The organism is Alloalcanivorax mobilis, from assembly GCF_002864685.1.
GTDB classification, from domain to species: Bacteria; Pseudomonadota; Gammaproteobacteria; order Pseudomonadales; family Alcanivoracaceae; genus Alloalcanivorax; species Alloalcanivorax mobilis.
On the sequence record NZ_NMQZ01000025.1, the window covers coordinates 34,604 to 57,163 of the forward strand.

Genomic DNA, 22,560 nt, shown 5'->3' on the forward strand with positions numbered 1-22,560 from the left:
CTAGAATTTTAAAGTCAAAGAACCGCTGAACACATGCACCTCACCGCCGGCCGTCAGTGTTTCGTACGGATTGGCGGGCGCGCGGTCACTGGTCAGTTCAAAGTCGCGATCTTCCAGTTTTTGGAATTGGTAGCCGAAATCCAGACGCACCGGGTAAGCGAGGATCGGCGGGTTTTGTATCAACAGAGAGGTGCCCACCCCGACAATGAATTTGTCGCTGTCCAGGTAGTTCACGTCCTTGGTGCGAATGCTCTCCAGGGGGGATTCCTGGTAAGCGGCACCGGCGGTGAGAATCACGTTGTCGCGCACCGCCCACTCAAAGCCCACGCGCGGCACGGTAATATCCTTAAGGCGCACGTCGGCCTGATCCTTGACGGTGTCTTTTCGCAGTTTCGATTCCAGATCGGACCAGTTCTGCCGCTCCACGGTGATGCCGACCCGAAAGTTGTCGGTGAAATGATAAAGCACGCCGGCGGCGTAGATGTCTGGCTGGTAGGAGTCGAGGGTGTCCACCAGCAGCAGAATGCCCGGGTCGGGCACCGTGCCCGGAATCGTTATGTTGGACACCACCGAGGTGCGCGCCTCGGTGTGGCCACGGAAAGTGAACGCGGTTTCCAGACCGCCGATAAAGCAATCGTCGTTGTGGCCGCAAACAATCTTGCCCCACTCCTGGGTGGTGGAGAGCACCGGCCGCAACACCGGCTTGGCGGACACTTCCAGCCGCTCGTACTGAGTGTCACCGGCCAGGTTGGAGCTGGCGATCAACTCCGCTTCCGAGCGCAGGGAAATGTGCACCGAGGCGCCCACGCTGATGCCGTGCAGAAACTCGGTGCCGCCGCCCAGATTGAGGAACAGCGGCTGGCGGCCATATTGAAAATACTGGCCTTCCATGGAGGTGGTGGAATTGAACGCGAGCATTTCCTTGCCGTACTTTTCCAGCCCGGCGATAAACGCGAAATACAGTGGATGGTCGAAACGGGTAATGCTGGAAAGATCGGTCTTCAGCGCGATCAGTTGCTGCTGGGAACGGCTGTCATCAAGAATGTCGTTTTCGCGAATCGGCGGCGCCGCGCCGCCCTGGCTTTCGCCGCGCAACTGCTGCTCCGCATGCAGCACGCCCACGGTCAGTTCGCCGCGCGGGTCACGAATCAGATACGAGGGGTTGTAATAGAGCGCCGCCGCTTGCGGATTGAACATGGAAAGCGCTTGCGCGGACGCCACATCACCGGGAAACAAACCAAAGGTGCTGGCGGTATTGCCCATCGCCGCCAGAGCGGGCGCCGTGGAGGCCAGCAAACACGCCGCAAGCAGGCCCCGGGCAGGGGGGCGCATGGATCGATGCATACAGTTCACTCCGGATATTGTTCTTTGTTTATCGGTGAACCTGGAATGCCGCCTTGAATAACAACGCTCGCTTGGCCCGGGCCTGAAAAAGGGCATCGCCAAAGCACGGCTTCCGGATTCAGTGTCACTGGAAATGCCCGGTACGGCAACCGCCAGTGAGTCCTGAAACGGGCGAGCGCCGGATAAAGAGGCCAAATGGGTGCTCGCATCGCTTCATATGCAACGAGTAAAGCAAAAGGCCTTCAGGCCGCCAGTATGAAAAAGGTTGTGTTCGGTACCCGCGCCACGGGGATTTTTACCAAACGTAGCGTGGCGGTAGCGGAACGTTGGTTCTAAGTAAATCGAGAGAGTGAAGGGGGGAATAACAGGCGGGGGTTTTGTATAGGCGGATCGTAAGCTTCAAGCTTCAAGGGAGGAGAGGTTTGAAGCTTGCGGTTTGCAGCTTGCAGCTTGCAGCTTGGAGCTGGCGCGGGCCAGCAACCCGCCTCAATACACCGTCACGCCACCGCCTTCGCCGACCAGCACCACGTCCGCCGGGCGGCGGGCGAACAGGCCGTTGGTGACCACGCCGGTGATGTTGTTGAGGGTCTGTTCCAGTTCCAGGGGGTTGAGAATATCCAGGTTGTGCACGTCGAGAATCAGGTTGCCGTTATCGGTGACGAACCCTTCCCGGTAGTGCGGCTGGCCGCCCAGGGCCACCAGCTTGCGGGCCACGTGGGAGCGGGCCATGGGAATCACTTCCACCGGCAGCGGGAAACGCCCCAGCCGTTTGACCCGCTTGGAGCCGTCGACGATGCACACGAACTGACTGGCCACCGCCGCGACGATTTTTTCCCGGGTCAGAGCGCCGCCGCCGCCCTTGATCATCTCGCGGTGCTCGTTGACCTCGTCGGCGCCGTCCACGTACACCGGCAGCCGGTCCACGTTATTGAGTTCCAGCACCGCGATGCCATGCCCGCGCAAGCGTTCGGCGGTGGCCTCGGAGCTGGCCACCGCGCCGGCGATGCGATCCTTCAGCCCGGCCAGGCCGTCGATAAAGTAATTGGCGGTGGAGCCGGTGCCCACGCCGATCACCTCGCCCTCGGGCACATAGCGCAACGCCGCTTCAGCGACCTGTTTCTTCAAGGCGTCCTGATTCATCTGATTGATCCCCTTTGCGAGGGGCGGAATTATACGGTGCATGGCGGGGGGCTGACAGCTTATTGGGTGGGTTCGGCCTTTTCAGGAAACACGCCAAGGCTCTCCGGCCCGGGTTAAGCGTGCCAGCGTGTCGCGTGCAAGCGTGAAGCCGCCCCTGTAAACTACGCTTTTACGGCGCAATGCCGTTCCCTTGCTTCGCGGACACCCCATGCTGGATCAATACGTCAAACGGATTCTCCAATCCCGCGTCTACGACGTGGCCATTGAAACCCCGATTCATGCCGCTCCGCTGGTGTCGCGCCGCATCGGCAACCGCGTGCTGCTCAAGCGCGAGGATCTGCAGCCGGTGTTTTCGTTCAAGCTGCGTGGCGCCTACAACAAGCTGGCGCGGCTGAGTGAAGCGCAGCGCGAGCGCGGTGTGATCTGTGCCTCCGCCGGCAACCACGCCCAGGGCCTGGCCCTGGCCGCCAGCGCCATGGGCGCGCGCGCGGTGATCGTGATGCCGCGCACCACCCCCGAGATCAAGATCAAATCGGTGCGCGAACACGGTGGCAAGGTGGTGCTGCACGGCGACGGTTTCGACGACGCCCTGGCCCACGCCCGCAAGCTGCAGGAAAAAGAGGGGCTGACCTTCGTGCATCCCTATGACGATCCGGACGTGATCGCCGGCCAGGGCACCGTGGGCATGGAGATTCTGCGCCAGCAAAGCCGCGATCTGGACGCCATCTTTATCCCGGTGGGCGGCGGCGGCCTGGCCGCCGGCGTGGCCGCTTACGTGAAGTACGTACGGCCCGACGTAAAGATCATTGCCGTGGAACCCGAGGACGCCGCCTGTCTGAAAGCGGCCCTGGAGCGTAAGCGCCGGGTCACCCTGCCGGAGGTGGGCCTGTTCGCCGACGGCGTGGCGGTCAAGCAGATCGGCAAAGAGACTTTTCGGATTCTCAAGGACACCGTCGACGAGGTGATCACCGCCACCACCGACGAAATCTGCGCGGCGATCAAGGATTCCTTCGAAGACACCCGCGCGGTGTGCGAGCCGGCCGGTGCCCTGGCGTTGGCTGGCCTGAAAAAATGGGTCGCCAAGCACAAGGTGGAGAACAAGACGCTGGTGGCGATTCAAAGCGGCGCCAATGTCAATTTTGATCGCCTGCGTCACATCTCCGAGCGTGCCGAGCTGGGCGAGCAGCGCGAGGCGATTCTGGCCGTCACCATTCCTGAAAAGCCCGGCGCCTACCGCGACTTCCTGCAGGTGGTGGGGCGCCGCGCGATCACCGAATTCAATTACCGCTACGCCAGCGAGCACGAAGCCAATATCTTTGTTGGCATGCAGATCCGCCCCGGTGGCACGGACCTTGCTCCCTTACTGCAGGAACTGCGCGATGCCGGCTACCCGGTGGTCGACATGACCGGCAACGAGATGGCCAAGCTGCACATCCGCCATATGGTGGGCGGCCACACCTCGCGGCAGGACCTGGACGAAATGCTGTTCCGGGTGGAGTTTCCCGAGCGCCCCGGCGCGTTGCTCAAGTTTTTGATGTCCCTGGGGCAGAAGTGGAACATCAGCCTGTTCCACTACCGCAACCACGGCGCCGCCTACGGCCGGGTGCTGGTGGGTTTCCAGGTGCCTTACGCGGAGCGCGGCAAGCTGCGGGTGGACCTGAAAAAGGTCCCCTATCCGATGGTGGAAGAGAGCGATAACCCGGCGTACCGGCTGTTTTTGAACTAAACCGCCGCGGGCAGGGTCCACCTCGCTGGGCGCAATGGTGCTCCGGCCGTCACACCCTTGCCTGGCGTTACTCAGGAGCGTCTTAGACCGTACTTTTGTTAAGAAAGGTGAGCAGTGGGCCGTAACTGCTTGACTTCAGGTGTGAAAACGGCCAATTTTTGATCGTGTTCTCATTTTGTTACACACAGTATGACCTATCATCACGTGTCTTTCGCCCGATGTGGGTTTTGGCAAGCCAGTTTCCTTGCTGCAGAGTCCGGCCGGCGCCGCGAGCCTATCGCGGTGGCATTTTGGGCGGCCAAAGGTCCAAAGCAGGGAAAAAATGGCGATTCCAAGTTTGATTTGTACCGATATTTTATTTTGGGGATAAACAGGAAATGAAGAAAAAGCCGGACGCTCTGGTCGTTCTTGCGTTTGTATTTGCCCTCGGCGTGCTTGTCAGCACCATCACTCACGGCGGCAACGATGCCGACCTGGAACGCTACGCCAACACCGCGGGCGTGGCGGTCAATCTGGACGCCAATCGGTAATCACCTGATCCAGCGGCCGATCCCAGGCGGCATTCGCTAACCGGGGCAGACGCTGGAATTCATAAGCGACTCCGATCAACCTGGGGCGCCGGGGACGGCGCTCCAGGTCTTGCAGGGCCCGGTCGTAAAAGCCGCCGCCCATGCCCAGCCGATGGCCGCGATCATCAAACCCCACCAGCGGCACCAGAATCGCATCCAGCGCCCAGGCCGCGCGGGCTCGCTGCCGCCGTGGCGGCTCGCCAATGCCGAAGCGGTTGGCGCGCAGCCGCTGCTCCCGCCGCCACAGCCGGAAATGCATCTGGCCCCGCTGCACCCGGTCCAGGGCCGGCAGGTACAGCCGCGCGTTCTGGAAGCGCGCCTGCGCCATCGCCGGTAGCGGATCCAACTCCCCGTCCCCCGCCAGATACAGCGCCACATGCCGGAAGCGACGCGGCCCCAGCGTGCGCCCCAGATTATCCGCGAAGCGCCGCGCCGCCCGCCGCCGCTCCCCCGCGGGCACGGCACGGCGCCGCGCGCGAAGGCTTCGCCGCAGGGACCTTCTTGAAAGATCGGAATGGCTCATGGGGAAACAATCAATGCCAGAGGCCGGGCGCCCCTTTCAATTTTCAACTTTCAATTTTTAACTTTTAACGCGTTCTTGATTGGCACGGCATCGTCGCCGCGTAATCCTGGCTTGCAGCTTGCAGCTTGCAGCTTGCAGCTTGCAGCTTGCCGCTTGCAGCTTGCAGCTTGCAGCTTGCAGCTTGCAGCTTGCAGCTTGCAGCTCGAATAAAGCGTGCCCCCCGGTCTGCCGCTGCGGGTGTGGCCCTTGAACCGATAGGTTCAAGGCGGGAGCTGCAGGCTACGCCTTCAGGCTTTCCGCACAAGGCGGACATGCACACAGGCAAACCAATATAAGCCCCCATTGGGTTAAGCATCGGCTCAGGGACATAACCCGGCTGGCGAACAGCCCAGGGAACACTTGGCGACAGTATAGCAGGGACAAAGGCCGTGGGTCAGGACTTGACAGGGCGGCCCGGTTCGTGGGCCTGTTCGAAGGTTTGCAGCTCGCTGTCGAGGCGGTCCAGCAGCGCCTGAACACGGCCGTCGCTGTCGCCGCCGCTGGCCTGTTCGCGGGCCTCGAGCAGCTCATGGCTCATGTTCAGCGCCGCCATGATCGCGATGCGCTCCAGGCCAATCACATTGGCCTGCTTCACCTCACGCATCTGGTTGTCCAGATAGCGCGCGGCGCGCAGCAGGTTGTCCTGCTCGCCGGGCGGGCAAGCGACCCGGTATTCCTTATCCAGCAGATGGATCACCAGCGAGTGGCTGTCGTTCATGAGTCCTCCTGCTCGAGGGACTGCAGGCGGGTGATGATCGCCTCCACGCGGGCCTTGGCGAGATCGTTCTTGCGCACCAGTTGGGCGCGCTCGTCCAGCAGCCGGCTTTCGCGTTCACGAAGCTGGTGGTTGTCCTGCCGCAGCTGCGTGGCGATTCTCAGCAAGTCGTCCATGCGGGCTTCCAGTTGCCGCAGTTGGTGTTCCATCGTCATGGCAAATTGGCCGCTGTTCGCCTAAGGTTAGAGGGTACTGATGATGAACGATCTGATACCGGCTGATGCCGCTAAAACCCACGCTGGCGAATCAACGCAAGCACCGGTGGTTCAGTCGTGACGCCGCCGATTGGCGGCTTTTTGTACTATAGGTTCGGCCCGTTGGAGGGTCAACGGAATTCAAGACGCGTAAGCCACTTAGCGCGGCTTTGCAATACATCGCTTAAGTATGAGGCCCATGGTCAGACTGCCCGATTTCGATCAACTGGCGCGCGCCTTGAGCGCCGCCGGCATTGCCCACTCTCCCAGTGAACTGCACGGTGTGATCTGTGGCCTGCTGGCCACCGGCCACGGTGATGAGGACACCACCCTGCTGGGCGTGCTGGCCGCCCACGCGGAACAGCCCGAAGGGTTGCCCACGGCGGTGGCCGGCGACCTGGTGGATTGCCGCGACAACGCCCGCGAGGGGTTCGCCGGCACTGGCCTGGAGGTGGAGCTGCTGCTGCCCGCCGACGACGAGGACCTGGGGCTGCGGGTGGCCGCGCTGGGCCAATGGAGCGAGGGGTTCCTGGTCGGCTTCGGCACCGGCGCCGCCGGTATGGCGGACAACCAGCTCTCCCCCGGCGTGCAAGAGGCGCTCTCCGACCTCGCCGCGATCAGCCAGGTGGACACCCCGGAGCAAGAAGGCGAAGAGGAAGAGCGCCTGTTCGAGCAAGTGCTTGAGCACAGCCGCGTGGCCGCCCTGATGATCTACACCGATCTGGTCATGAAACCGGCCAACCCGAACGGCGATGCGTCCACGCCGGACGCCGCCCCCACCCGTCACTGACCGCGCCGCGATCACACTTTGCGTGAACAGGCCCCAGGAGAGTCCATGACCGTCCGTCGCCAGGAATTCCAGCGCCGTCGCCGCGAGCTGATGGCGCAGATGGAACCCAACAGCATCGCCATTCTGCCGGCCGCCCCGGAGCGCACCCGCAACCGCGACGTGGAGCACCCCTACCGCCAGGACAGTGACTTCTGGTATCTGAGCGGCTTCCCCGAACCGGACGCGGTGATGGTGCTGCTGCCCGGCCGCGAGCACGGCGAATACGTGATGTTCTGCCGCGAACGCGACCGCGCCCGGGAAATCTGGAACGGCTACCGCGCCGGCCCGGAAGGCGCCGTGGAACAGCACGACGCCGACGACGCCTTTCCCATTGGCGACATCGATGAAATCCTGCCCGGGCTGGTGGAAGGCCGCACCCGGGTCTATTACGACATCGGCCGCGACGCCGGCTTCGACCGCCAGCTGATGGGCTGGGTCAACACCCTCCGTGAGCGGGTGCGCACCGGCGCCCAGCCGCCCGGCGAATTCGTCGCCCTGTCGCACCTTCTGCACGACATGCGCCTGGTCAAAAGCGCCGCCGAAGTGCAGGTGATGCAACAGGCCGCCAGTATTTCCGCCGGCGCCCACGTGCGCGCCATGAAAACGGTGCGCCCGGGCATGTACGAATACCAGCTGGAAGCGGAATACCTGCACGAATTCATGCGCCATGGCGCGCGCAGCCCGGCCTACCCGAGCATCGTCGGCGGCGGCGCCAACGGCTGCATCCTGCACTACATCGAAAACAGCGCCAAACTGAAAGACGGCGATCTGGTGCTGATCGACGCCGGCTGCGAACTGGAGAACTACGCCTCCGACATCACCCGCACCTTCCCGGTGAACGGCACATTCAGCGGTGAGCAAAAAGCCCTTTACGAGCTGGTGCTGGCCTCGCAATACGCCGCCATCAAGGACACCCACCCGGACAACCACTGGAACGTGCCCCACGAAACCGTGGTGCGCATTCTCACCGAAGGTTTGCTGGACCTGGGCCTGCTGAAAGGCGAGCTGAATGAGCTGATTGAAACCCTCGCTTACCAGCGCTTCTACATGCACCGCACCGGCCATTGGCTGGGCCTGGACGTGCACGACGTGGGCGACTACCGCATCCAGGGCCAATGGCGCCAGCTCGAACCCGGCATGACCCTGACCGTGGAACCGGGCCTCTACATCGCCCCCGACGACGACACCGTGGACGAACGCTGGCGCGGCATCGGCATCCGCATCGAAGACGACGTGCTGGTCACCAAAGACGGCTGCGACGTGCTTACCCACGAAGTGCCCAAGGACATCGATGACATTGAAGCGTTGATGAAGGAAGTTAAAAGTTGAAAGTTAAAAGTTAAAACGCGGTTCAGGCCCGTGCCTTGGAAATCATCGTGCCCGCGCCGATTTCCCTTTCAACTTTTAACTTGTAACTTTCAACTCATTCTTTCCGGACACGAGATACGAGCCGCCATGACATTGCCTTTCGATAACCCTCGCGTTTCCGGCGCGCCGCTAATCATCGGCGGTGGCATGGCGGGGGCGTTGTTGGCGTTGCTGTTGCGCCACCATGGCGCGCCAGCGGTGACGCTGGTGGAGAGCCATGCGCTGGGCGGCGGCGAGGCGCCGGACACGCCCAGCTTCGACGCCCGCAGCACGGCGTTGTCCGCCGGCTCGCTGGCGGTGCTGGCGGAGCTGGGCCTGCTGGATACGCTACTGGAGCGCGCCGCCGCCATTGGCACCGTGCACGTGTCCCGGCAGCAGCGCCTGGGCCTGACCCGCATCCGCGCCGCCGAGCAAGGCGTGGCGCGCCTGGGCGCGGTGGTCGAGAATCGCTGGTTCGGCCACGTGCTGTTGAGCGCTCTTGGCCGCGACCCGGCGATCCGGGTGCGCGCCCCGGCCCGGCTGAGCGGCATCACGCGCACCGTGGACGGCTACACCGCCACTCTTGAAAGCGACGCCGGCGCCAGCGAAACCCTGCACACGCCGCTGCTGATCGCCGCCGACGGCGCCCACTCGCAAACCCGCGAATGGCTGGGCATCGGCGCCCGCCATCGCGATCTGGGCCACGACGCGGTGATCGCCAACCTGGCCCTGGCCACGCCGCATCAGGGCATTGCCTACGAGCGCTTTCTTGACGATGGCCCGCTGGCCCTGCTGCCGCTGCCGGATCAGCGCTTCGCCCTGGTCTGGACCGGCCCCCGCGAGCAGGCGGACGCCTGGATGGCGATGGACGAGGGCGCCTTTCTCGCCGCCCTGCGCCAGCGCGTCGGCGCCGGTGTGCCGGCGCTGACCCGGGTCGGCGAGCGCCAGCGTTACCCGCTGGTGCTCACCGAGGCTTGCGCCCAGGCGGTGCCGTTCGCCGCCGTGGTCGGCAACGCCGCCCACACCCTGCACCCGGTGGCCGGCCAGGGCTTCAACCTGACCGTGCGCGACCTCGCCCTGCTCGCCGAACGGGTCGGCGGCCAGCCCGACCCCGGCCGGCTCAGCCGCCTGCAACACTGGACCGCCGAGCGCCAACGGGACCAGGCGCTGATCCACCGCGCCTCGCACTGGCTGCCCGAATGGTTCCGCGTGCGCCAACCCCTGTTCGCCCACAGCCGCCAGCTCGGCCTGCTCGCCCTCGACCTCGCCCCCTCCCTGCGCAAAGGCTTCGCCCGCCGAGCGATGGGGTTATGAAAGTGTCAGTTGAAAGTTACAAGTTAAAAGTTAAAAGGAAAACCGGCGCGGGCACGATGATTTCCAAGGCGCGGGTGTTGCCCGCGTTTCAACTTTTAACTTTGAACTTTCAACTCCGCCCTTCGCTGACCGAGCACACCATTCCTTCCGCACAGGCGCACACGCCATGAAAGAACCCTCCCACACCGACATCCTCATCATCGGCGGCGGTATGGCCGGGGGGTTGATGGCGTTGTTGCTGGCGGAGCAGGGCATCGCGGTGCGGGTGTTGGATGGCGCGCCGATGCCGGTGTGTCCGGCCGGGGCGCCGGCGTTGCGGGTGTCCACGTTGAGCGAAGCGAGCCATTGGTTGTTGCGCCACGCCGGCGCCTGGGCGCATCTGGACGCGGCCCGGGTGCAGGCCTACCGGCACATGCGGGTGTGGGATCAGGACGGCACCGGCGAGGTGGCGTTCGACGCCGCCGAGTTGGGCGCGCCGGCGCTGGGCTGGCTGCTTGAGAACGACAACCTGACCGCGGCGCTGTACCGGGCCGCCGCCGCGCACGCCCATCTGGACTGGCGCTGTGACGTGGCCGTCACTGGCGTGCGCCGCGCCGGCCAGGGTTGGCAAGTGCTTACAGACAGTGAGGTATTGAGCGCTGATCTGGTGATTGGCGCGGACGGCGCCCGCTCGCTGGTGCGCGAGGCGGCCGGCATCCCCGCCGCCCCCCGCGACAGCGGCCACCACGCGCTGGTCGCCACCGTCGAAACCGACCGCCCCCACGGCGCCTGCGCCCGCCAGGTGTTCATGGAATCCGGCCCGCTGGCGTTGCTGCCGCTGTTTTCACCGCCGGATGGCGGCCAGGGGCACCGGTGCTCCATCGTCTGGTCCGCCTGGCCGCAGCGCATTGAAGAGCTGATGGCCCTGGACGACGCCGCCTTCGGCGCCGCGCTCACCCAGGCCACCGGCGAGGCCCTGGGCGCGGCCCGGCTGGTCAGCCGCCGCGCGGTGTTCGCGATTCAGGAGCGCCATGCCAGCAGCTACATTGGCCCCGGGCTGGCGCTGATTGGCGACGCCGCCCATGTGATCCATCCGCTGGCCGGGCAGGGCATCAACCTGGGGTTGCTGGACTCCGGCGTGCTGGCCGAAGAGCTGGTTCGCGCGCGCGCCGCCGGCTTGCCGCTGGCGCACCCTGGCGTACTGGCCCGCTACCAACGCCGCCGCCGCGCCGACAATCTGGTGATGCAAGGCGCCATGCGAGGCTTCAAGACGCTGTTCGAACGCCGTGAATTGCCAGTGCGCTGGTTGCGCAACAGCGGTCTGGATCTGGTCAATCGCCTGCCGCCGGCGCGCCACGCCTTTATGGTCCGGGCGCTGGGCCGTGCCGGTGATCTGCCGCTGCTCGCCGGCCCGTTGCCGTTGAGCAATGAGACGGTTGATCGTGGCGGAGAGTGAGTCGCAAAAATAGAAAAGCTGTCCCCTTTTATAAATCTTGACAACGCGCCCCTTCATCCATTTTCGATTTTTTTACATTCCCTTCGCCCAAAATAACCTGTCGTAAAATCACAATCGCCTGTTCGGGCCAGAAAATTGACCATGGCGCCGTAGCCCTTTGTTTCCGGGGCCTATGGCCGTTCTGGTACCTCCGCCCCGTATTCATCCGTGCCCATCTTGTACTTAATTATTAGCGTATTAATACGACGTCAGTAAAAGGGTTTGAATAGCAGAAGCAGTTAACAAAAGTGCACGGAATGTAGCATTGGCCGCTGTTTTGTTCTTATTCTGTTGAACATACTAAGAATTGCACTTGGGTACGACAGTGCCAGATTCAATAACAAACCCAACCCGTCCCCCTGACGGAAAAAACGCGGAGTAGTCCCCCATGAAGAACAAAAAGGCCTTTCAGGGCGCTGCCCTGGCGGTTGCCCTGGGTTCCGCCGGCGGCGCCGTGCACGCCAGCATGGGCAACATTGGCACCACCTACGGCGTATTGCCCACCGACGTGGCGTCCGCCCAGGCGTTGTCCCTGTTCAACACCCAGACCTCGGCGGTCTATTACAACCCGGCCTATCTGGCCAAGGACCCGCGCGGCGAGCTGACCCTGGGCATGCTGCACGCCGATCATGAATTGCGCGCCGACAGCCAGGGTGGCCTGGCGCCGCCGATCCGCAGCGGCGGCGATGTGCTGCAGGATTCGCCCTCCCAGCACGTGCTGGTGGGCCTGAAGACCGACCTATCCTCGATGACCAAATTCGACCATCCGCTCTACCTGGGCGTGATGCTGGGCGTGGAGAAATACGGCGAAGAGATGCTGGCGTTCAATTCCCAGACCTCCACCGCCGGGCAGTACTTCGAGTACGGCCGCCAGCCGCTGTTTCTGGTGCTCGGCGGCGCCACCCAATTGTGGCGCGGGCTCGACATCGGCGCCTCGGCGCGCATCACCCTGCAATCCGACGCCAAGCTGCGCGCCACCACCAACCTGGCCGGCGAGACCCAGTACGAAGAGTTGAACGTGTCCGCCAAGCCGTCGATCCGGCCGATTCTCAGCGCCACCATGGATTGGGGCGAAAGCTTCTGCCCCAACGGCGACTGCTGGTACAACGGCCTGGAAACCGCGTTCGCCTTCCGTGGTTACTCCAACACCAACACCACGGTGGACGCCAACACCATTATTCCCGGCACCATCGCCGACCCGGGCCTGAGCCTGAAAGTCACCACCCTGGATTCCTACCAGCCCAACATCTACTCCGCCGGCATGCTTTACGGCCAGGAACGTTTCCGCGTGGGCTTCACGGTGGAAATGCAGCAGTGGTCCGATCTGGAAGACGAACTGGACGGCGACACCATCAAGGACCAGGCGGTCAACGGTGACGTCGGGCGGCTGGAATTCCGCGACATCGTGGTGCCGCGCATTGGCGCCGAGTTCGACCTGAACGACAACTTCACCGTCACCGGTGGCGTTGCCTACAGCGAATCGCCGTTGGAATCGGATTCGTCGCTGGACGTGAACTACCTGGACGCGGACAAGTGGATCGTCGGCCTGGGCCTGACCGCCAAATACAATAAGACCCGCTTCCTGGCCTACCCGGTACGCTTCGACATCGCCTACCAGTATCAGAAACTGCAACCGCGTGATTTCGACCTCTACGCCACCAATTCGCCCAGCTACCCGGAACCCTACGAAACCGTGGAAGCCAGCGGCGACGTTCACGTGTTCACCGGGTCCGTGACCCTGAAATTCTAACGGAGGCAGACCATGAGCAAGCGCAATCTCGTCCTGATCGCCTGCGCCTCCGCGTTGGCCGCCTGTGGCGGCGGCGGTGGCAGCCAGAGCGTGGACAACAGCAACTGGCAACAAGCGGAAATCTCCTACAGCTACCCCTATGACAACCAGACCGGCGTGGCACCCAAAGCGCCGGTGGTGGTGCGCTTCACCGAAGCCATGGAGGTGGACGCCAGTAACTTCACCCTCACCGGTCCCGACGGCGACGTGCCGTTCTCGATCAATAAAGACGTGGACGAAGGCCGCAGCGTGATCCTGCAACCGCAAACGGCGCTCGCCGAAAAGAGCGACTACACGCTGACCGTCAACGGCCTGCAAACCGACAACGGTGAGGTCAACTTCCCCGACGGCGAGCTGAATTTCACCACACGCGCCGCCCTGGAAGGCGCCCCCCGGGACCAGCGCCGCCTCGACGACACCTTCGACGTGGCCAGCGTCAGCCCGGACGGCAGCGATCTGCCGTTCCTGGATTTCTCCAGCCTCGATCTGGTGCTGACCCAGCCGGTAAACCGCGCCAGCGTGGTCTACGGCGAGAGCGTCACGCTCACCCAGAACGGCAACCTGGTGCCCGCCACCGTGCTGGTGGACGGCAACCGCATCAGCATCGATCCCCGCGACACCGTCAACCAGCAGGGCGACAGCGTGGAGCCGCTCACCCCCGGCGAACCGGTGACTCTGGAACTGACCAGCGCCATCACCAACGAACAGGGCGAGGCGCTCCCCGGCCTGACCCGGGAGTTCACGCCGCTGGACACCGAGCCGCGCTCCACCCTGGTTCAGGAAGCCGCCCCCGCCGACCCGACCCTGGGCTGCCGCGACGACGGCGTGATCACCTCGCCGCTCACCGGCGACCCGATTAACTGCGTGCCGGTGATCGCCAACCTGCTCGGCGACACCACCGTCTCCAAGCAATCCGGTAATGTGTTCGCGCAACTGGCGTTCGCGCCCAACTTCCCGGACGTCACCCCGCTGCGCATTCCCAAGGGCTCCCTGCTCAAGGGCGATCCGCTGGCGGTGAAAATTGGTGGCCAGGTGGACGCCGGCTTTGATTCCGGGGCCGTCACCGTGACGTTCCTGTCCGACGCCAACGGCTACCTGATCCCCAACCCCTACACCGACGACGCCAACGCGCCCAAGCAACTGCGCCTGACCATGAACGTGGCCTTCGACACCGAAGACCCGCGCGCCAACGGCGCCTTTAACCAGAACCTGCTGCAGGTGGAGCTGGTCGGCACCGCCATCGCCGACACCGAAAAAGGCAGCCTGATCGTCGACGCCATCGGCGTGGTGGAACCCGAGGTGCTGGGCACCGAAACCGCCTTCGGCGTGCTCAGCTTCCACATGGAAAGCTACCCCGATCAGGAAAACGCGCCCGCCTTCCCCGACGACATGACCAGCCCGGAATTGCGCGCCTGGCTGCCCGGCGATCAGGTCAACAAACAGCGCCCCGGTGACCCGGTGATCCTCAGCTTCAGCGAACCGCTGGACCCCAACGCCATCGAACCCGGCACCAACCTGACCCTCACCGCCGACGGCTCACCGGTGGACTTTGATTGGTACCTGGACGGCGTGGACATCGTGCTGAAACCGGATCAACCGCTGCAATATGGCGCCAACTACGAAGTCGGCTACACCGACGGCATCACCGACGTCGCCGGCAACCCCGCCCTCGGCGCCACCCAGACCTTCATGCTGCCCGACTACGTGCAAGGCGATGAACAGTCCCCGCTGGTGCTCACCGCCTACCCGGGCTTCCCCTGCATCCCGGCGGATTTCGACCTGGCCAACAACGACGCCGGCCGCTGCCAGGGCGGCAAGGACGAAGACGACCACCTGCCGCTGGCGCAACTGCCCGCCAACCGGCCCATCGTGGTGACCTTCTCCCAGGTGATCGACCCGGCCACCGTCAACGACGCCACCTTCCTGGTGGAGCAAGTGGACGCCAGCGGCGCCGTCACCGGCACCGTTGAAGGCAAGCCCGAGGTCAGTGGCCGCAAGATCACGTTCGTGCCCAACACGCCCTGGCAGGTGGACAGCCTCTACCGCTACACCCTCAAATCCGTGGCCGAAGGCGCCAACTGTGGCAGCGACGCCATCTGCGACACCCGGGGCCTGCCCCTGCAAACCCAACTGCTGGCGCAAACCCCCGACGACGCCCCCGCCACCACCGACGGCGGCCCCAATCTGCCGGTCTTCTTCCGCGGCGCCGAGCGCACCCAGGATGTGCTCCAGGCCCTGCGCAACCTGCCCACCTCCGACGTCAACGCCAACTTCATGGCCGACAACGGCGAAGTGCCGCCTTCCATGGATGAGGAAGCGAAGAAGAACAGCGCTCGGATTGTCACCGCCGACCCGGCCGCCGAAGGCAGCGCACTCAAGGACGCCAATGTGGGTTGTGAGGTGGGAGAAGACTGCCCGGATCTCAAATACGCCTATCTGAGCGGCAATCTGGATGTGGATCTGGTCGGCTACAAAACCCGCGCCGAAGTGGCTGAACTGGTGGCGCAAGAGCAAGCGGCCAACGAAGACGGCGAAACCACCATTCCCCAGGAGGTTCAGGACAACGGCGGCGTGCTGGTCTACATCAACCCGACCCGCATCGCGCTCTCCAGCGTGACCGTTTACACCCAACTGGCCAACGGCGTGGGCCTGCTGGCCAGCGCCGACCCGGCGCCCACCGGGCCGCAATTGATGCGCATCCGTTACACCTGTGACGCCCTTGAAGGCAACTGCACCGCACCGGATTACGGCCGGGTGAAAGGGTGGATCGTCAACGGCGACGGCACGCCCCGCTTCCTCACCAAGCTCGATCTTTATCTGGATGCGCCGCGACTGTCGCCCACGGTCTATACACTGCATCTGATCCCAAGCTCACTGACTCACAATCTGCACAGCTACCCGTTGTCTCTGGAGCTGGCCGGCGACGTCACCTTCCTGGACGACGGCCGCCTGCAGATCGAGCAGATCAGCCAGAACGATCTGAACCTGGACGTGGAACTGGGCGGTATCCCCCTGGGCCTCAGCGGCACCATCCACGTGCAGATCCCCACCGGCGACACCTTCCTCAACTACCTGAGCGAGCCGATCAAGCATTAACGGCTCCCCCTCTCCCCAACCCCTCTCCCGCAAGGGGAGAGGGGCTCTATATCAAGGCAAGCAGGCTGGCTATGAATCTACCCGGTTGGGTCTGACGGCGCTGTCGGGCAGCAACAGCTTTTCTGGAGCGTCCCCTCTCCCCTTGCGGGAGAGGGACAGGGAGAGGGGTTGCCTCACGGCCAAAGGCAAAGTGCCCGCCCTAAAACAACGCCGCCGCTTTCGCCAAGGCAATGTACAAACCGATCAAAAACGGCACGCCCACCCCCAGCCAGCACAGCACGCCACCAATACCAAACTGGCCGCGCGCGGCGGTGTCCGCGTTGCTGGCGACCCGGTCTTCGTGTTGCAGGGCGCGTTCGCGGGCCACTTCCTCTTCGCTCATGTGCAGGCTGTGGTCCACCGGCCGCACCAGCGCATTGCAGATCAGCCCCACGAACAGCAACCCGGCCATGATGTAGAGCGTGCGGTCGTAGACCAGCGCCTGGTCCACGCCGGCTTCAAGCTGGGCGTCGCGCAGGGCGGCGATGATCAGCGGCCCGACCAGGCCGGCGGCGCTCCAGGCGGTGAGCAGGCGGCCATGAATGGCGCCCACCATCTGGGTGCCGAAGATGTCCGCCAGATACGCCGGCACCGTGGCGAAGCCGCCGCCGTACATGCTCAGAATCACGCAGATCGAGATCACGAACAGCCCGGCCATGCCCAGGTGGCCCCAGGTGGGCAGCAGGCAGTAAACGACAATGCCGATCACGAAGAAGCAGTAATAGGTGTTCTTGCGGCCGATCTTGTCCGACAGCGACGCCCAGAACAGCCGCCCGACGCTGTTGAACAGGCTGATCAGCCCCACCAGGCCGGCCGCCGCGGCCACCACCGCCGCCTTCTGCGCCGCGCTCAGCACCGCGTTGGGATCGTCGATGCCCACCAGCACCCCACCGAACACCTCCTGCAGCATCGGGCTGGCCATGGAAATCACGGCGATGCCGGCGGTCACGTTCAGAAACAGCACGCCCCAGATCAGCCAGAACTGTTTGGTCTTCCAGGCGCGGTTCAGATGCACATGGCCCTGGGTGATCATCGCGTTGGCGTTTTCGTTTTTGGGCACCCAGCCCTGGGGCCGCCAGCCGTTGGGCGGCACCCGGAAACCGATGGCGCCGCAGGCCATCACGATGGCGTAGAGAACGCCCATGGTGATCAGCGTGCGTGCCACGCCGGTGCCGCCGTCCGCCGAGAAGTGGCTCATCAGCAGCACCGCCAGCGGCGCGCCGATCATGGCGCCGCCGCCGTAACCCATGATCGCGAAGCCGGTGGCCATGCCGCGCCGGTCCGGGAACCACTTGATCAGCGTCGACACCGGAGTAATGTACCCCAGCCCCTGGCCCACGCCGCCCAGCACCCCGGCGCCCAAATACAGCAGCCACAGCTGGTGGGTCATCACGCCGATGCCGCCGACGATCATGCCGCCGCCCCAGCACAACGCCGCGATAAAGCCTGCCTTGCGCGGCCCGGCGTGCTCCAGCCAGGCGCCCCAGATCGCCGCCGACACCCCGAGCATGGCGATAAAGATGCCGAACACATACGTCACCTGCGACACGCTCCAGTTGCAGGTGGTGGTGAACAGCGCCTGCCACAGGCCGATGTCCGCGCAACTGGCCGGCGCATCCACGATTTCCCGGCTCATCGGCAGCCAGAACACCGAAAAGCCGTAGGCCATGCCGATGCACAAATGGATCGCCAGCGCCGCGGTGGGCACCAGCCAGCGGTTGAATTGCGGGCCCGCGATGGTGCGCTCGCGGGCGAAAAACCCGGCCGCGCTGGGAGTGGAATCGTTCATGGAGTGTCCCCTTGTTATTCGTTATGGCGGGCGCCGCCCGGCGCGACGCCCCGGCCCTGGGTATACTTTGGGAATCGCCTGCCTGGTCCTGTGTTGACGTTGAATAGCGAAACACGCTTGACCTGACGTTATACCGAAGAAAGCCGCGCAGATGAATCATCCGCGCTCACGGCGCGCCGAAAGTCGTAGAAGGCGGGCGAAAAGCCCGGCCGGCGTGACGCACCGGTAGGCGTTATCCGTCAGGTCCGTTATCCTTCACCTCTGACACGGGATCGCCCCGCCGCCTGCTGCCGGCGGTGCCACGACGGCCACAGTTTTCGGAGTGCTTCACCACCATGGGTCACCGCACACCCCTTTATCAGGCGCACCTCGCCGCCGGCGCCAAAATGGTCGATTTTGGCGGCTGGGACATGCCGATCCACTACGGCTCCCAGCTTGACGAGCATCACCAGGTGCGCCAGTACGCCGGCATGTTCGATGTCTCGCACATGACCGTGGTGGACATCACCGGCCAGGGCGCCCGCGATTACCTGCGCCACCTGCTCGCCAACGACGTGGACAAGATCGAGCCCGGCCACGCCCTCTACACCGGCATGCTCAACGAGCGCGGCGGCGTGATCGATGACCTGATCGTCTACAAGAACAGCAGCGACTTCCGGCTGGTGGTGAACTGCGCCACCCGCGAAAAAGACCTGGACTGGATGGAAAGCCAGGCCGGCGGCTTCGCCGTGGACATCCGCGAGCGCCCGGACCTGGCGATGATCGCCATCCAGGGCCCCCAGGCGCGGCCGATCCTGGAAAAAATTCTCTGTGGCGAAGGCGGCAACGCCATCGCCCGCCTGCCGGTGTTCGGCTTCGAGAACGTCGGCCGCTGGCTGATCGCCCGCACCGGCTACACCGGCGAAGACGGCGCCGAGATCATCCTGCCCGATGAACAGGCCGAAGAGTTCTGGCAGCGCCTGCTCGACGCCGGCGTCAAACCCACCGGCCTGGGTGCCCGCGACACCCTGCGCCTGGAAGCCGGCCTCAACCTCTACGGCAACGACATGGACGAAGACGTGACGCCCTGGGAAGCCAACATGGGCTGGACCGTCGACCTCAACGACCAGACCCGCCAGTTCGTCGGCCGCGAGTTGCTGGAAGAGCAAAAAGCCCGAGGCCACGCGCAACTGCTCGGCCTGGTGCTGGAAGGCAAGGGCGTGCTGCGCGCCCACCAGGGTGTGCACGTGCCCGGCGGCAGCGTCGGCCCGGATGGCGAGATCACCAGCGGCACCTTCTCGCCCACCCTCGGCCACTCGGTGGCCCTGGCCCGGCTGCCCGCCGGCACCACCGGCACCGTGGAAGTGGAGATTCGCAACAAACGCCTGCCCGCGCGAGTGGTCAGAGCGCCGTTCGTTCGCAACGGCAAAACCGTTTATAAACCGTTATGACAATTCGCTGGCACGCACCACGCTACACGCACCACGCTTTTTGCGTGCCAGCGTGAAGCGTGCAGCGTGTAAGCGCTTTTTTAGGAGCTAAAGACATGAGCGAGACCCCCGCCGAATTGCGTTACCGCGCCAGCCACGAATGGGTGCGTGTGGAAGACGACGTTGCCGTGGTCGGCATCAGCGACCACGCCCAGGACGCCATGGGCGACCTGGTCTATGTGGAATTGCCCGAAGTGGGCGTGGTGTTCGCCGCCGGCGACGAAGCCGGCGTGGTGGAATCGGTGAAAGCCGCCTCCGACATCTACGCCCCGGTCTCCGGTGAAGTGGTCGAAATCAACGAAGCCCTCGAAGACGAACCCGAGAAGGTCAACAACGAACCCTACGCTGGCGGCTGGCTGTTCAAAATCAAAATGGCCGACGACGGCGAGCTGAAAGAAATGCTCACGGCGGATCAGTATCAGGAGCAGATTGAAAGCGAGTAGACGGCGGAGAGCGCCGGGCGTTTGCCCGGGCTGGTCGGACGTCAGACGTCTGACGTCGGACGCAAAACCCTGAGGTCGGGGTCTTTTCTTTGCGTCGGACGTCCGACGTCAGGCGTCCGACCCCTCATTAACCGTCGTGACCATTCTATTGACACCTTCCTACCCGGAAACGCCCCATGCCCTACATTCCCCATACCCCGGACGACGTCCAGGCCATGCTCCAGGCGATTGGCGCCGACAGCATCGAGGCCCTGTTCGATGAAATCCCCGCCCACCTGAAAGCCGGCCACGGCCTGGACGCCCTGCCCGAAGGGCGCGGCGAGATGGAAGTGACGCGCCTGATGGCCGAGCGCGCCGAGCAGGACCGCTTCGCGCTCAGCTTTATCGGCGGCGGCGCCTACGCGCACCACATCCCGGCGGCGGTATGGGAAATCGCCACCCGCGGTGAGTTCTACACCGCCTACACGCCCTACCAGGCGGAGGCCAGCCAGGGCACCCTGCAGGTGATCTACGAATACCAGACCCTGATCGCCCGGCTCACCGCCATGGACGTCTCCAACGCCTCGGTCTACGACGGCGCATCGGGGCTGGCGGAAGCGGTGCTCATGGCCCTGCGCGCCAACCGCAAATCGAAAAGCAACCGGGTGCTGGTGCCCGAGGCGCTCAACCCTCGCTACCGCAGCGCCTGCGAAGCCATTGTCGGCAACCAGAACGTGGAGCTGGTGTCCGTGCCGTTCTGCACCGACGCCGGCCAGACCCTGGTGGACAGCCTCAGCCCGTTCGAAGGCGACGACTACGCCGCCCTGGTGATCAGCCAGCCCAACTACTTCGGCAGCCTGGAAGACGTGGACGCCCTCACCGACTGGGCCCACGCCAACGGCATGCTGGTGATCGCGGTCACCAACCCCACCTCGCTGGCGATCCTCACGCCCCCGGGCGAGTGGGGCGAGCAGGGTGCTGACGTGGTCGTAGGCGAAGGCCAGCCCCTCGGCGTGCCGCTCAGCTCCGGCGGCCCCTACTTCGGCTTCATGGCCTGCAAGAAAAAACACGTCCGTCAAATGCCCGGCCGCATCATCGGCCGCACCGTGGACATGGAAGGCAAGCAGGGCTTCACCCTCACCCTGCAAGCCCGCGAGCAGCACATCCGCCGCTCCAAGGCCACCAGCAACATCTGCACCAACCAGGGCCTGGCCATGACCGCCGCCACCATCTACGTGTCCCTGCTGGGCCCGGACGGCCTCGCCAGCGTCGCCGGCCACTGCCACGCCAACACCCAGAAACTGGCCGACAAACTCTGCGCCCTGGACGGCGTCGAGCGCGCCTTCAGCGCCCCGGTGTTCCACGAAGTGGCCCTCACGCTGCCCCAGGACGCCGACACCGTGCTCGCCCGCCTGGCGGAAAAAGACATCCTCGGCGGTCTCAGCCTCGCCAAGGACTATTCGATGAAGAACGCCATCCTGGTCAACAGCACCGAAGTACACACGGAAGGGGACCTGGACCTCTTCGTGGTCGCAATGAAAGACGTCCTCACCGAATTGAGGGAAATGGCATGAGCAACGAAACCACGCTGATCTTCCAACACTCCCGTCCCGGCCGCAGCGCCACCGCGCAAGCGCCCAAGCCCGTGAGTGAGGACCAACTGTCCGCCATCCCGGCGAACCTGCGCCGCAAGAACAAACCCGGCCTGCCGGAAGTGGGCGAGCTGGAAGTGGTGCGCCACTACACCAACCTGTCGACCAAGAACTTCGCCATCGACAAGCAGTTCTACCCGCTCGGCTCCTGCACCATGAAATACAACCCGCGCGGCGCCAACCGCGCGGCCATGCTGCCCGGCTTCCTCAACCGGCACCCGCTCGCCCCGGCCAGCCACAGCCAGGGCTACCTGGCCTGTATGTACGAGCTGCAGAACTTCCTCAAGGAAGTCACCGGCATGAAAGGCGTCTCCCTCGCCCCCATGGCCGGCGCCCAGGGTGAATTCGCCGGCGTCGCCATGATCCGCGCCTACCACGAAGCCCGCGGCGACGACGCCCGCACCGAAATCCTGATCCCCGAAGCCGCCCACGGCACCAACCCGGCCACCGCCGTCATGTGCGGCTACAAGGTCCGCGAAGTGCCCGTCGGCAAGGACGGCGACGTGGACCTGGAAGCCCTCAAGGAAGCCTGCGGCCCGCAAACCGCCGGCCTGATGATGACCAACCCGTCCACCTGCGGCGTGTTCGAACGGCAAATCGAAGCGATCTCCAAAGCCGTCCACGACGCCGGCGGCCTGCTCTACTACGACGGCGCCAACCTCAACGCCATCCTCGGCAAGGTGCGCCCCGGCGACATGGGCTTCGACGTCATCCACATGAACCTGCACAAAACCTTCGCCACCCCCCACGGCGGCGGCGGCCCCGGCGCCGGCCCGGTGGGCGTCTCCCAGCGCCTGCTGGACTACCTGCCCACCCCCATGGCGGGCCTGGATGAAGAAAGTGGCGACTACCACTGGATCGACACCGACACCCTGCCCACCAGCATCGGCCACCTCAGCGCCTTCATGGGCAACGCCGGCGTCCTGCTGCGCGCCTACTTCTACGCCATGGTGCTCGGCCGCGAAGGCATGATCCGCGTCGGCGAATACTCCACCCTCGCCGCCAACTACCTGCTCAAGCGCCTCGAAGC

Annotated in this window: 20 protein-coding genes and 1 other RNA gene; 14 read left to right on the plus strand and 7 right to left on the minus strand. The window is 64.5% G+C overall.

Going from position 1 to position 22,560, the window contains the following annotated elements; translation table 11 throughout:
* The gene (locus tag CGS25_RS13050) at positions 1 to 1,344 is read right to left on the minus strand and encodes an outer membrane protein transport protein (RefSeq protein ID WP_232802400.1); all 1,344 of its coding nucleotides are present in this window, start codon (positions 1,342 to 1,344) and stop codon (positions 1 to 3) included.
* A gap of 195 nt (positions 1,345 to 1,539) precedes the next feature.
* Here CGS25_RS13050 and CGS25_RS19225 point away from each other — a divergent pair, with 195 nt between their 5' ends.
* A complete protein-coding gene (locus CGS25_RS19225; protein WP_157933827.1) occupies positions 1,540 to 1,680 on the plus strand; it encodes a hypothetical protein in 141 nt (46 codons plus the stop codon).
* A gap of 150 nt (positions 1,681 to 1,830) precedes the next feature.
* On the opposite strand, the gene rpiA is transcribed toward CGS25_RS19225, so the two are convergent.
* A complete protein-coding gene (gene rpiA / locus CGS25_RS13055; protein WP_101675755.1) occupies positions 1,831 to 2,484 on the minus strand; it encodes a ribose-5-phosphate isomerase RpiA in 654 nt (217 codons plus the stop codon).
* A 208-nt stretch (positions 2,485 to 2,692) separates the two neighbouring features.
* Between rpiA and ilvA the strand changes: the two genes are divergently transcribed.
* Together ilvA and CGS25_RS19040 are read left to right on the plus strand one after the other, a co-directional pair.
* Entirely contained in the window at positions 2,693 to 4,210 is a 1,518-nt protein-coding gene (gene ilvA, locus CGS25_RS13060) for a threonine ammonia-lyase, biosynthetic (protein ID WP_101675756.1), read from the plus strand.
* Positions 4,211 to 4,587: 377 nt separating this feature from the next.
* Positions 4,588 to 4,740, plus strand: a complete 153-nt coding sequence (locus CGS25_RS19040) for a hypothetical protein (RefSeq protein ID WP_157933828.1) — start codon at positions 4,588 to 4,590, stop codon at positions 4,738 to 4,740.
* On the opposite strand, the gene CGS25_RS13065 is transcribed toward CGS25_RS19040, so the two are convergent.
* From CGS25_RS13065 to CGS25_RS13085, 4 genes are all read right to left on the minus strand, one after another.
* On the minus strand, positions 4,718 to 5,239 hold the full coding sequence (locus CGS25_RS13065; protein WP_232802401.1) for a 5-formyltetrahydrofolate cyclo-ligase: 522 nt from the start codon (positions 5,237 to 5,239) through the stop codon (positions 4,718 to 4,720). The two genes, CGS25_RS19040 and CGS25_RS13065, sit on opposite strands and share 23 nt — an antisense overlap.
* 276 nt (positions 5,240 to 5,515) lie before the next feature.
* Positions 5,516 to 5,700, minus strand: a non-coding RNA gene (ssrS, locus tag CGS25_RS13075) — 6S RNA.
* Positions 5,701 to 5,735: 35 nt separating this feature from the next.
* The gene (locus tag CGS25_RS13080; protein WP_089034106.1) at positions 5,736 to 6,059 is read right to left on the minus strand and encodes a cell division protein ZapA; all 324 of its coding nucleotides are present in this window, start codon (positions 6,057 to 6,059) and stop codon (positions 5,736 to 5,738) included.
* A complete protein-coding gene (locus CGS25_RS13085) occupies positions 6,056 to 6,271 on the minus strand; it encodes a TIGR02449 family protein (protein WP_089034107.1) in 216 nt (71 codons plus the stop codon). Before CGS25_RS13085 ends, CGS25_RS13080 begins: the two co-directional genes overlap by 4 nt.
* A 238-nt stretch (positions 6,272 to 6,509) precedes the next feature.
* On the opposite strand from CGS25_RS13085, the gene CGS25_RS13090 reads away from it, so the two are divergent.
* From CGS25_RS13090 to CGS25_RS13115, 7 genes are all read left to right on the plus strand, one after another.
* Entirely contained in the window at positions 6,510 to 7,100 is a 591-nt protein-coding gene (locus CGS25_RS13090; protein WP_101675758.1) for a UPF0149 family protein, read from the plus strand.
* A gap of 45 nt (positions 7,101 to 7,145) precedes the next feature.
* Positions 7,146 to 8,468, plus strand: a complete 1,323-nt coding sequence (pepP, locus tag CGS25_RS13095; protein ID WP_101675759.1) for a Xaa-Pro aminopeptidase — start codon at positions 7,146 to 7,148, stop codon at positions 8,466 to 8,468.
* 126 nt (positions 8,469 to 8,594) lie between these two features.
* On the plus strand, positions 8,595 to 9,800 hold the full coding sequence (locus CGS25_RS13100) for an FAD-dependent monooxygenase (RefSeq protein WP_101675760.1): 1,206 nt from the start codon (positions 8,595 to 8,597) through the stop codon (positions 9,798 to 9,800).
* The gene (locus CGS25_RS19230; RefSeq protein WP_157933829.1) at positions 9,797 to 9,970 is read left to right on the plus strand and encodes a hypothetical protein; all 174 of its coding nucleotides are present in this window, start codon (positions 9,797 to 9,799) and stop codon (positions 9,968 to 9,970) included. The genes CGS25_RS13100 and CGS25_RS19230 overlap by 4 nt, the downstream gene beginning before the upstream one ends.
* A complete protein-coding gene (locus tag CGS25_RS13105; protein WP_101675761.1) occupies positions 9,967 to 11,235 on the plus strand; it encodes an FAD-dependent monooxygenase in 1,269 nt (422 codons plus the stop codon). Before CGS25_RS19230 ends, CGS25_RS13105 begins: the two co-directional genes overlap by 4 nt.
* 427 nt (positions 11,236 to 11,662) lie before the next feature.
* Positions 11,663 to 13,024 carry an OmpP1/FadL family transporter gene (locus CGS25_RS13110; RefSeq protein ID WP_089034112.1) on the plus strand — a complete coding sequence of 454 codons (1,362 nt, stop codon included), beginning with the start codon at positions 11,663 to 11,665 and terminating at the stop codon, positions 13,022 to 13,024.
* A 12-nt stretch (positions 13,025 to 13,036) separates the two neighbouring features.
* Entirely contained in the window at positions 13,037 to 16,159 is a 3,123-nt protein-coding gene (locus tag CGS25_RS13115) for an Ig-like domain-containing protein (protein ID WP_101675762.1), read from the plus strand.
* A 199-nt stretch (positions 16,160 to 16,358) separates the two neighbouring features.
* On the opposite strand, the gene CGS25_RS13120 is transcribed toward CGS25_RS13115, so the two are convergent.
* Positions 16,359 to 17,987 (minus strand): L-lactate MFS transporter, encoded by a 1,629-nt coding sequence (locus CGS25_RS13120; RefSeq protein ID WP_101675763.1) that lies wholly within the window; start codon positions 17,985 to 17,987, stop codon positions 16,359 to 16,361.
* A 335-nt stretch (positions 17,988 to 18,322) separates the two neighbouring features.
* Here CGS25_RS13120 and gcvT point away from each other — a divergent pair, with 335 nt between their 5' ends.
* The 4 genes from gcvT to gcvPB form a co-directional block, all read left to right on the plus strand.
* Positions 18,323 to 19,417: a glycine cleavage system aminomethyltransferase GcvT gene (gene gcvT / locus CGS25_RS13125; RefSeq protein WP_101675764.1), complete on the plus strand. Its 1,095-nt coding sequence runs from the start codon at positions 18,323 to 18,325 to the stop codon at positions 19,415 to 19,417.
* Between the two features lie 95 nt (positions 19,418 to 19,512).
* Entirely contained in the window at positions 19,513 to 19,899 is a 387-nt protein-coding gene (gcvH, locus tag CGS25_RS13130; RefSeq protein WP_101675765.1) for a glycine cleavage system protein GcvH, read from the plus strand.
* 176 nt (positions 19,900 to 20,075) lie between these two features.
* A complete protein-coding gene (gene gcvPA, locus CGS25_RS13135; RefSeq protein ID WP_101675766.1) occupies positions 20,076 to 21,452 on the plus strand; it encodes an aminomethyl-transferring glycine dehydrogenase subunit GcvPA in 1,377 nt (458 codons plus the stop codon).
* Positions 21,449 to 22,560, plus strand: a 1,112-nt coding sequence (gene gcvPB / locus CGS25_RS13140; RefSeq protein ID WP_101675767.1) for an aminomethyl-transferring glycine dehydrogenase subunit GcvPB, incomplete at its 3' end; no start/stop codon positions are given. The genes gcvPA and gcvPB, both read left to right, overlap by 4 nt.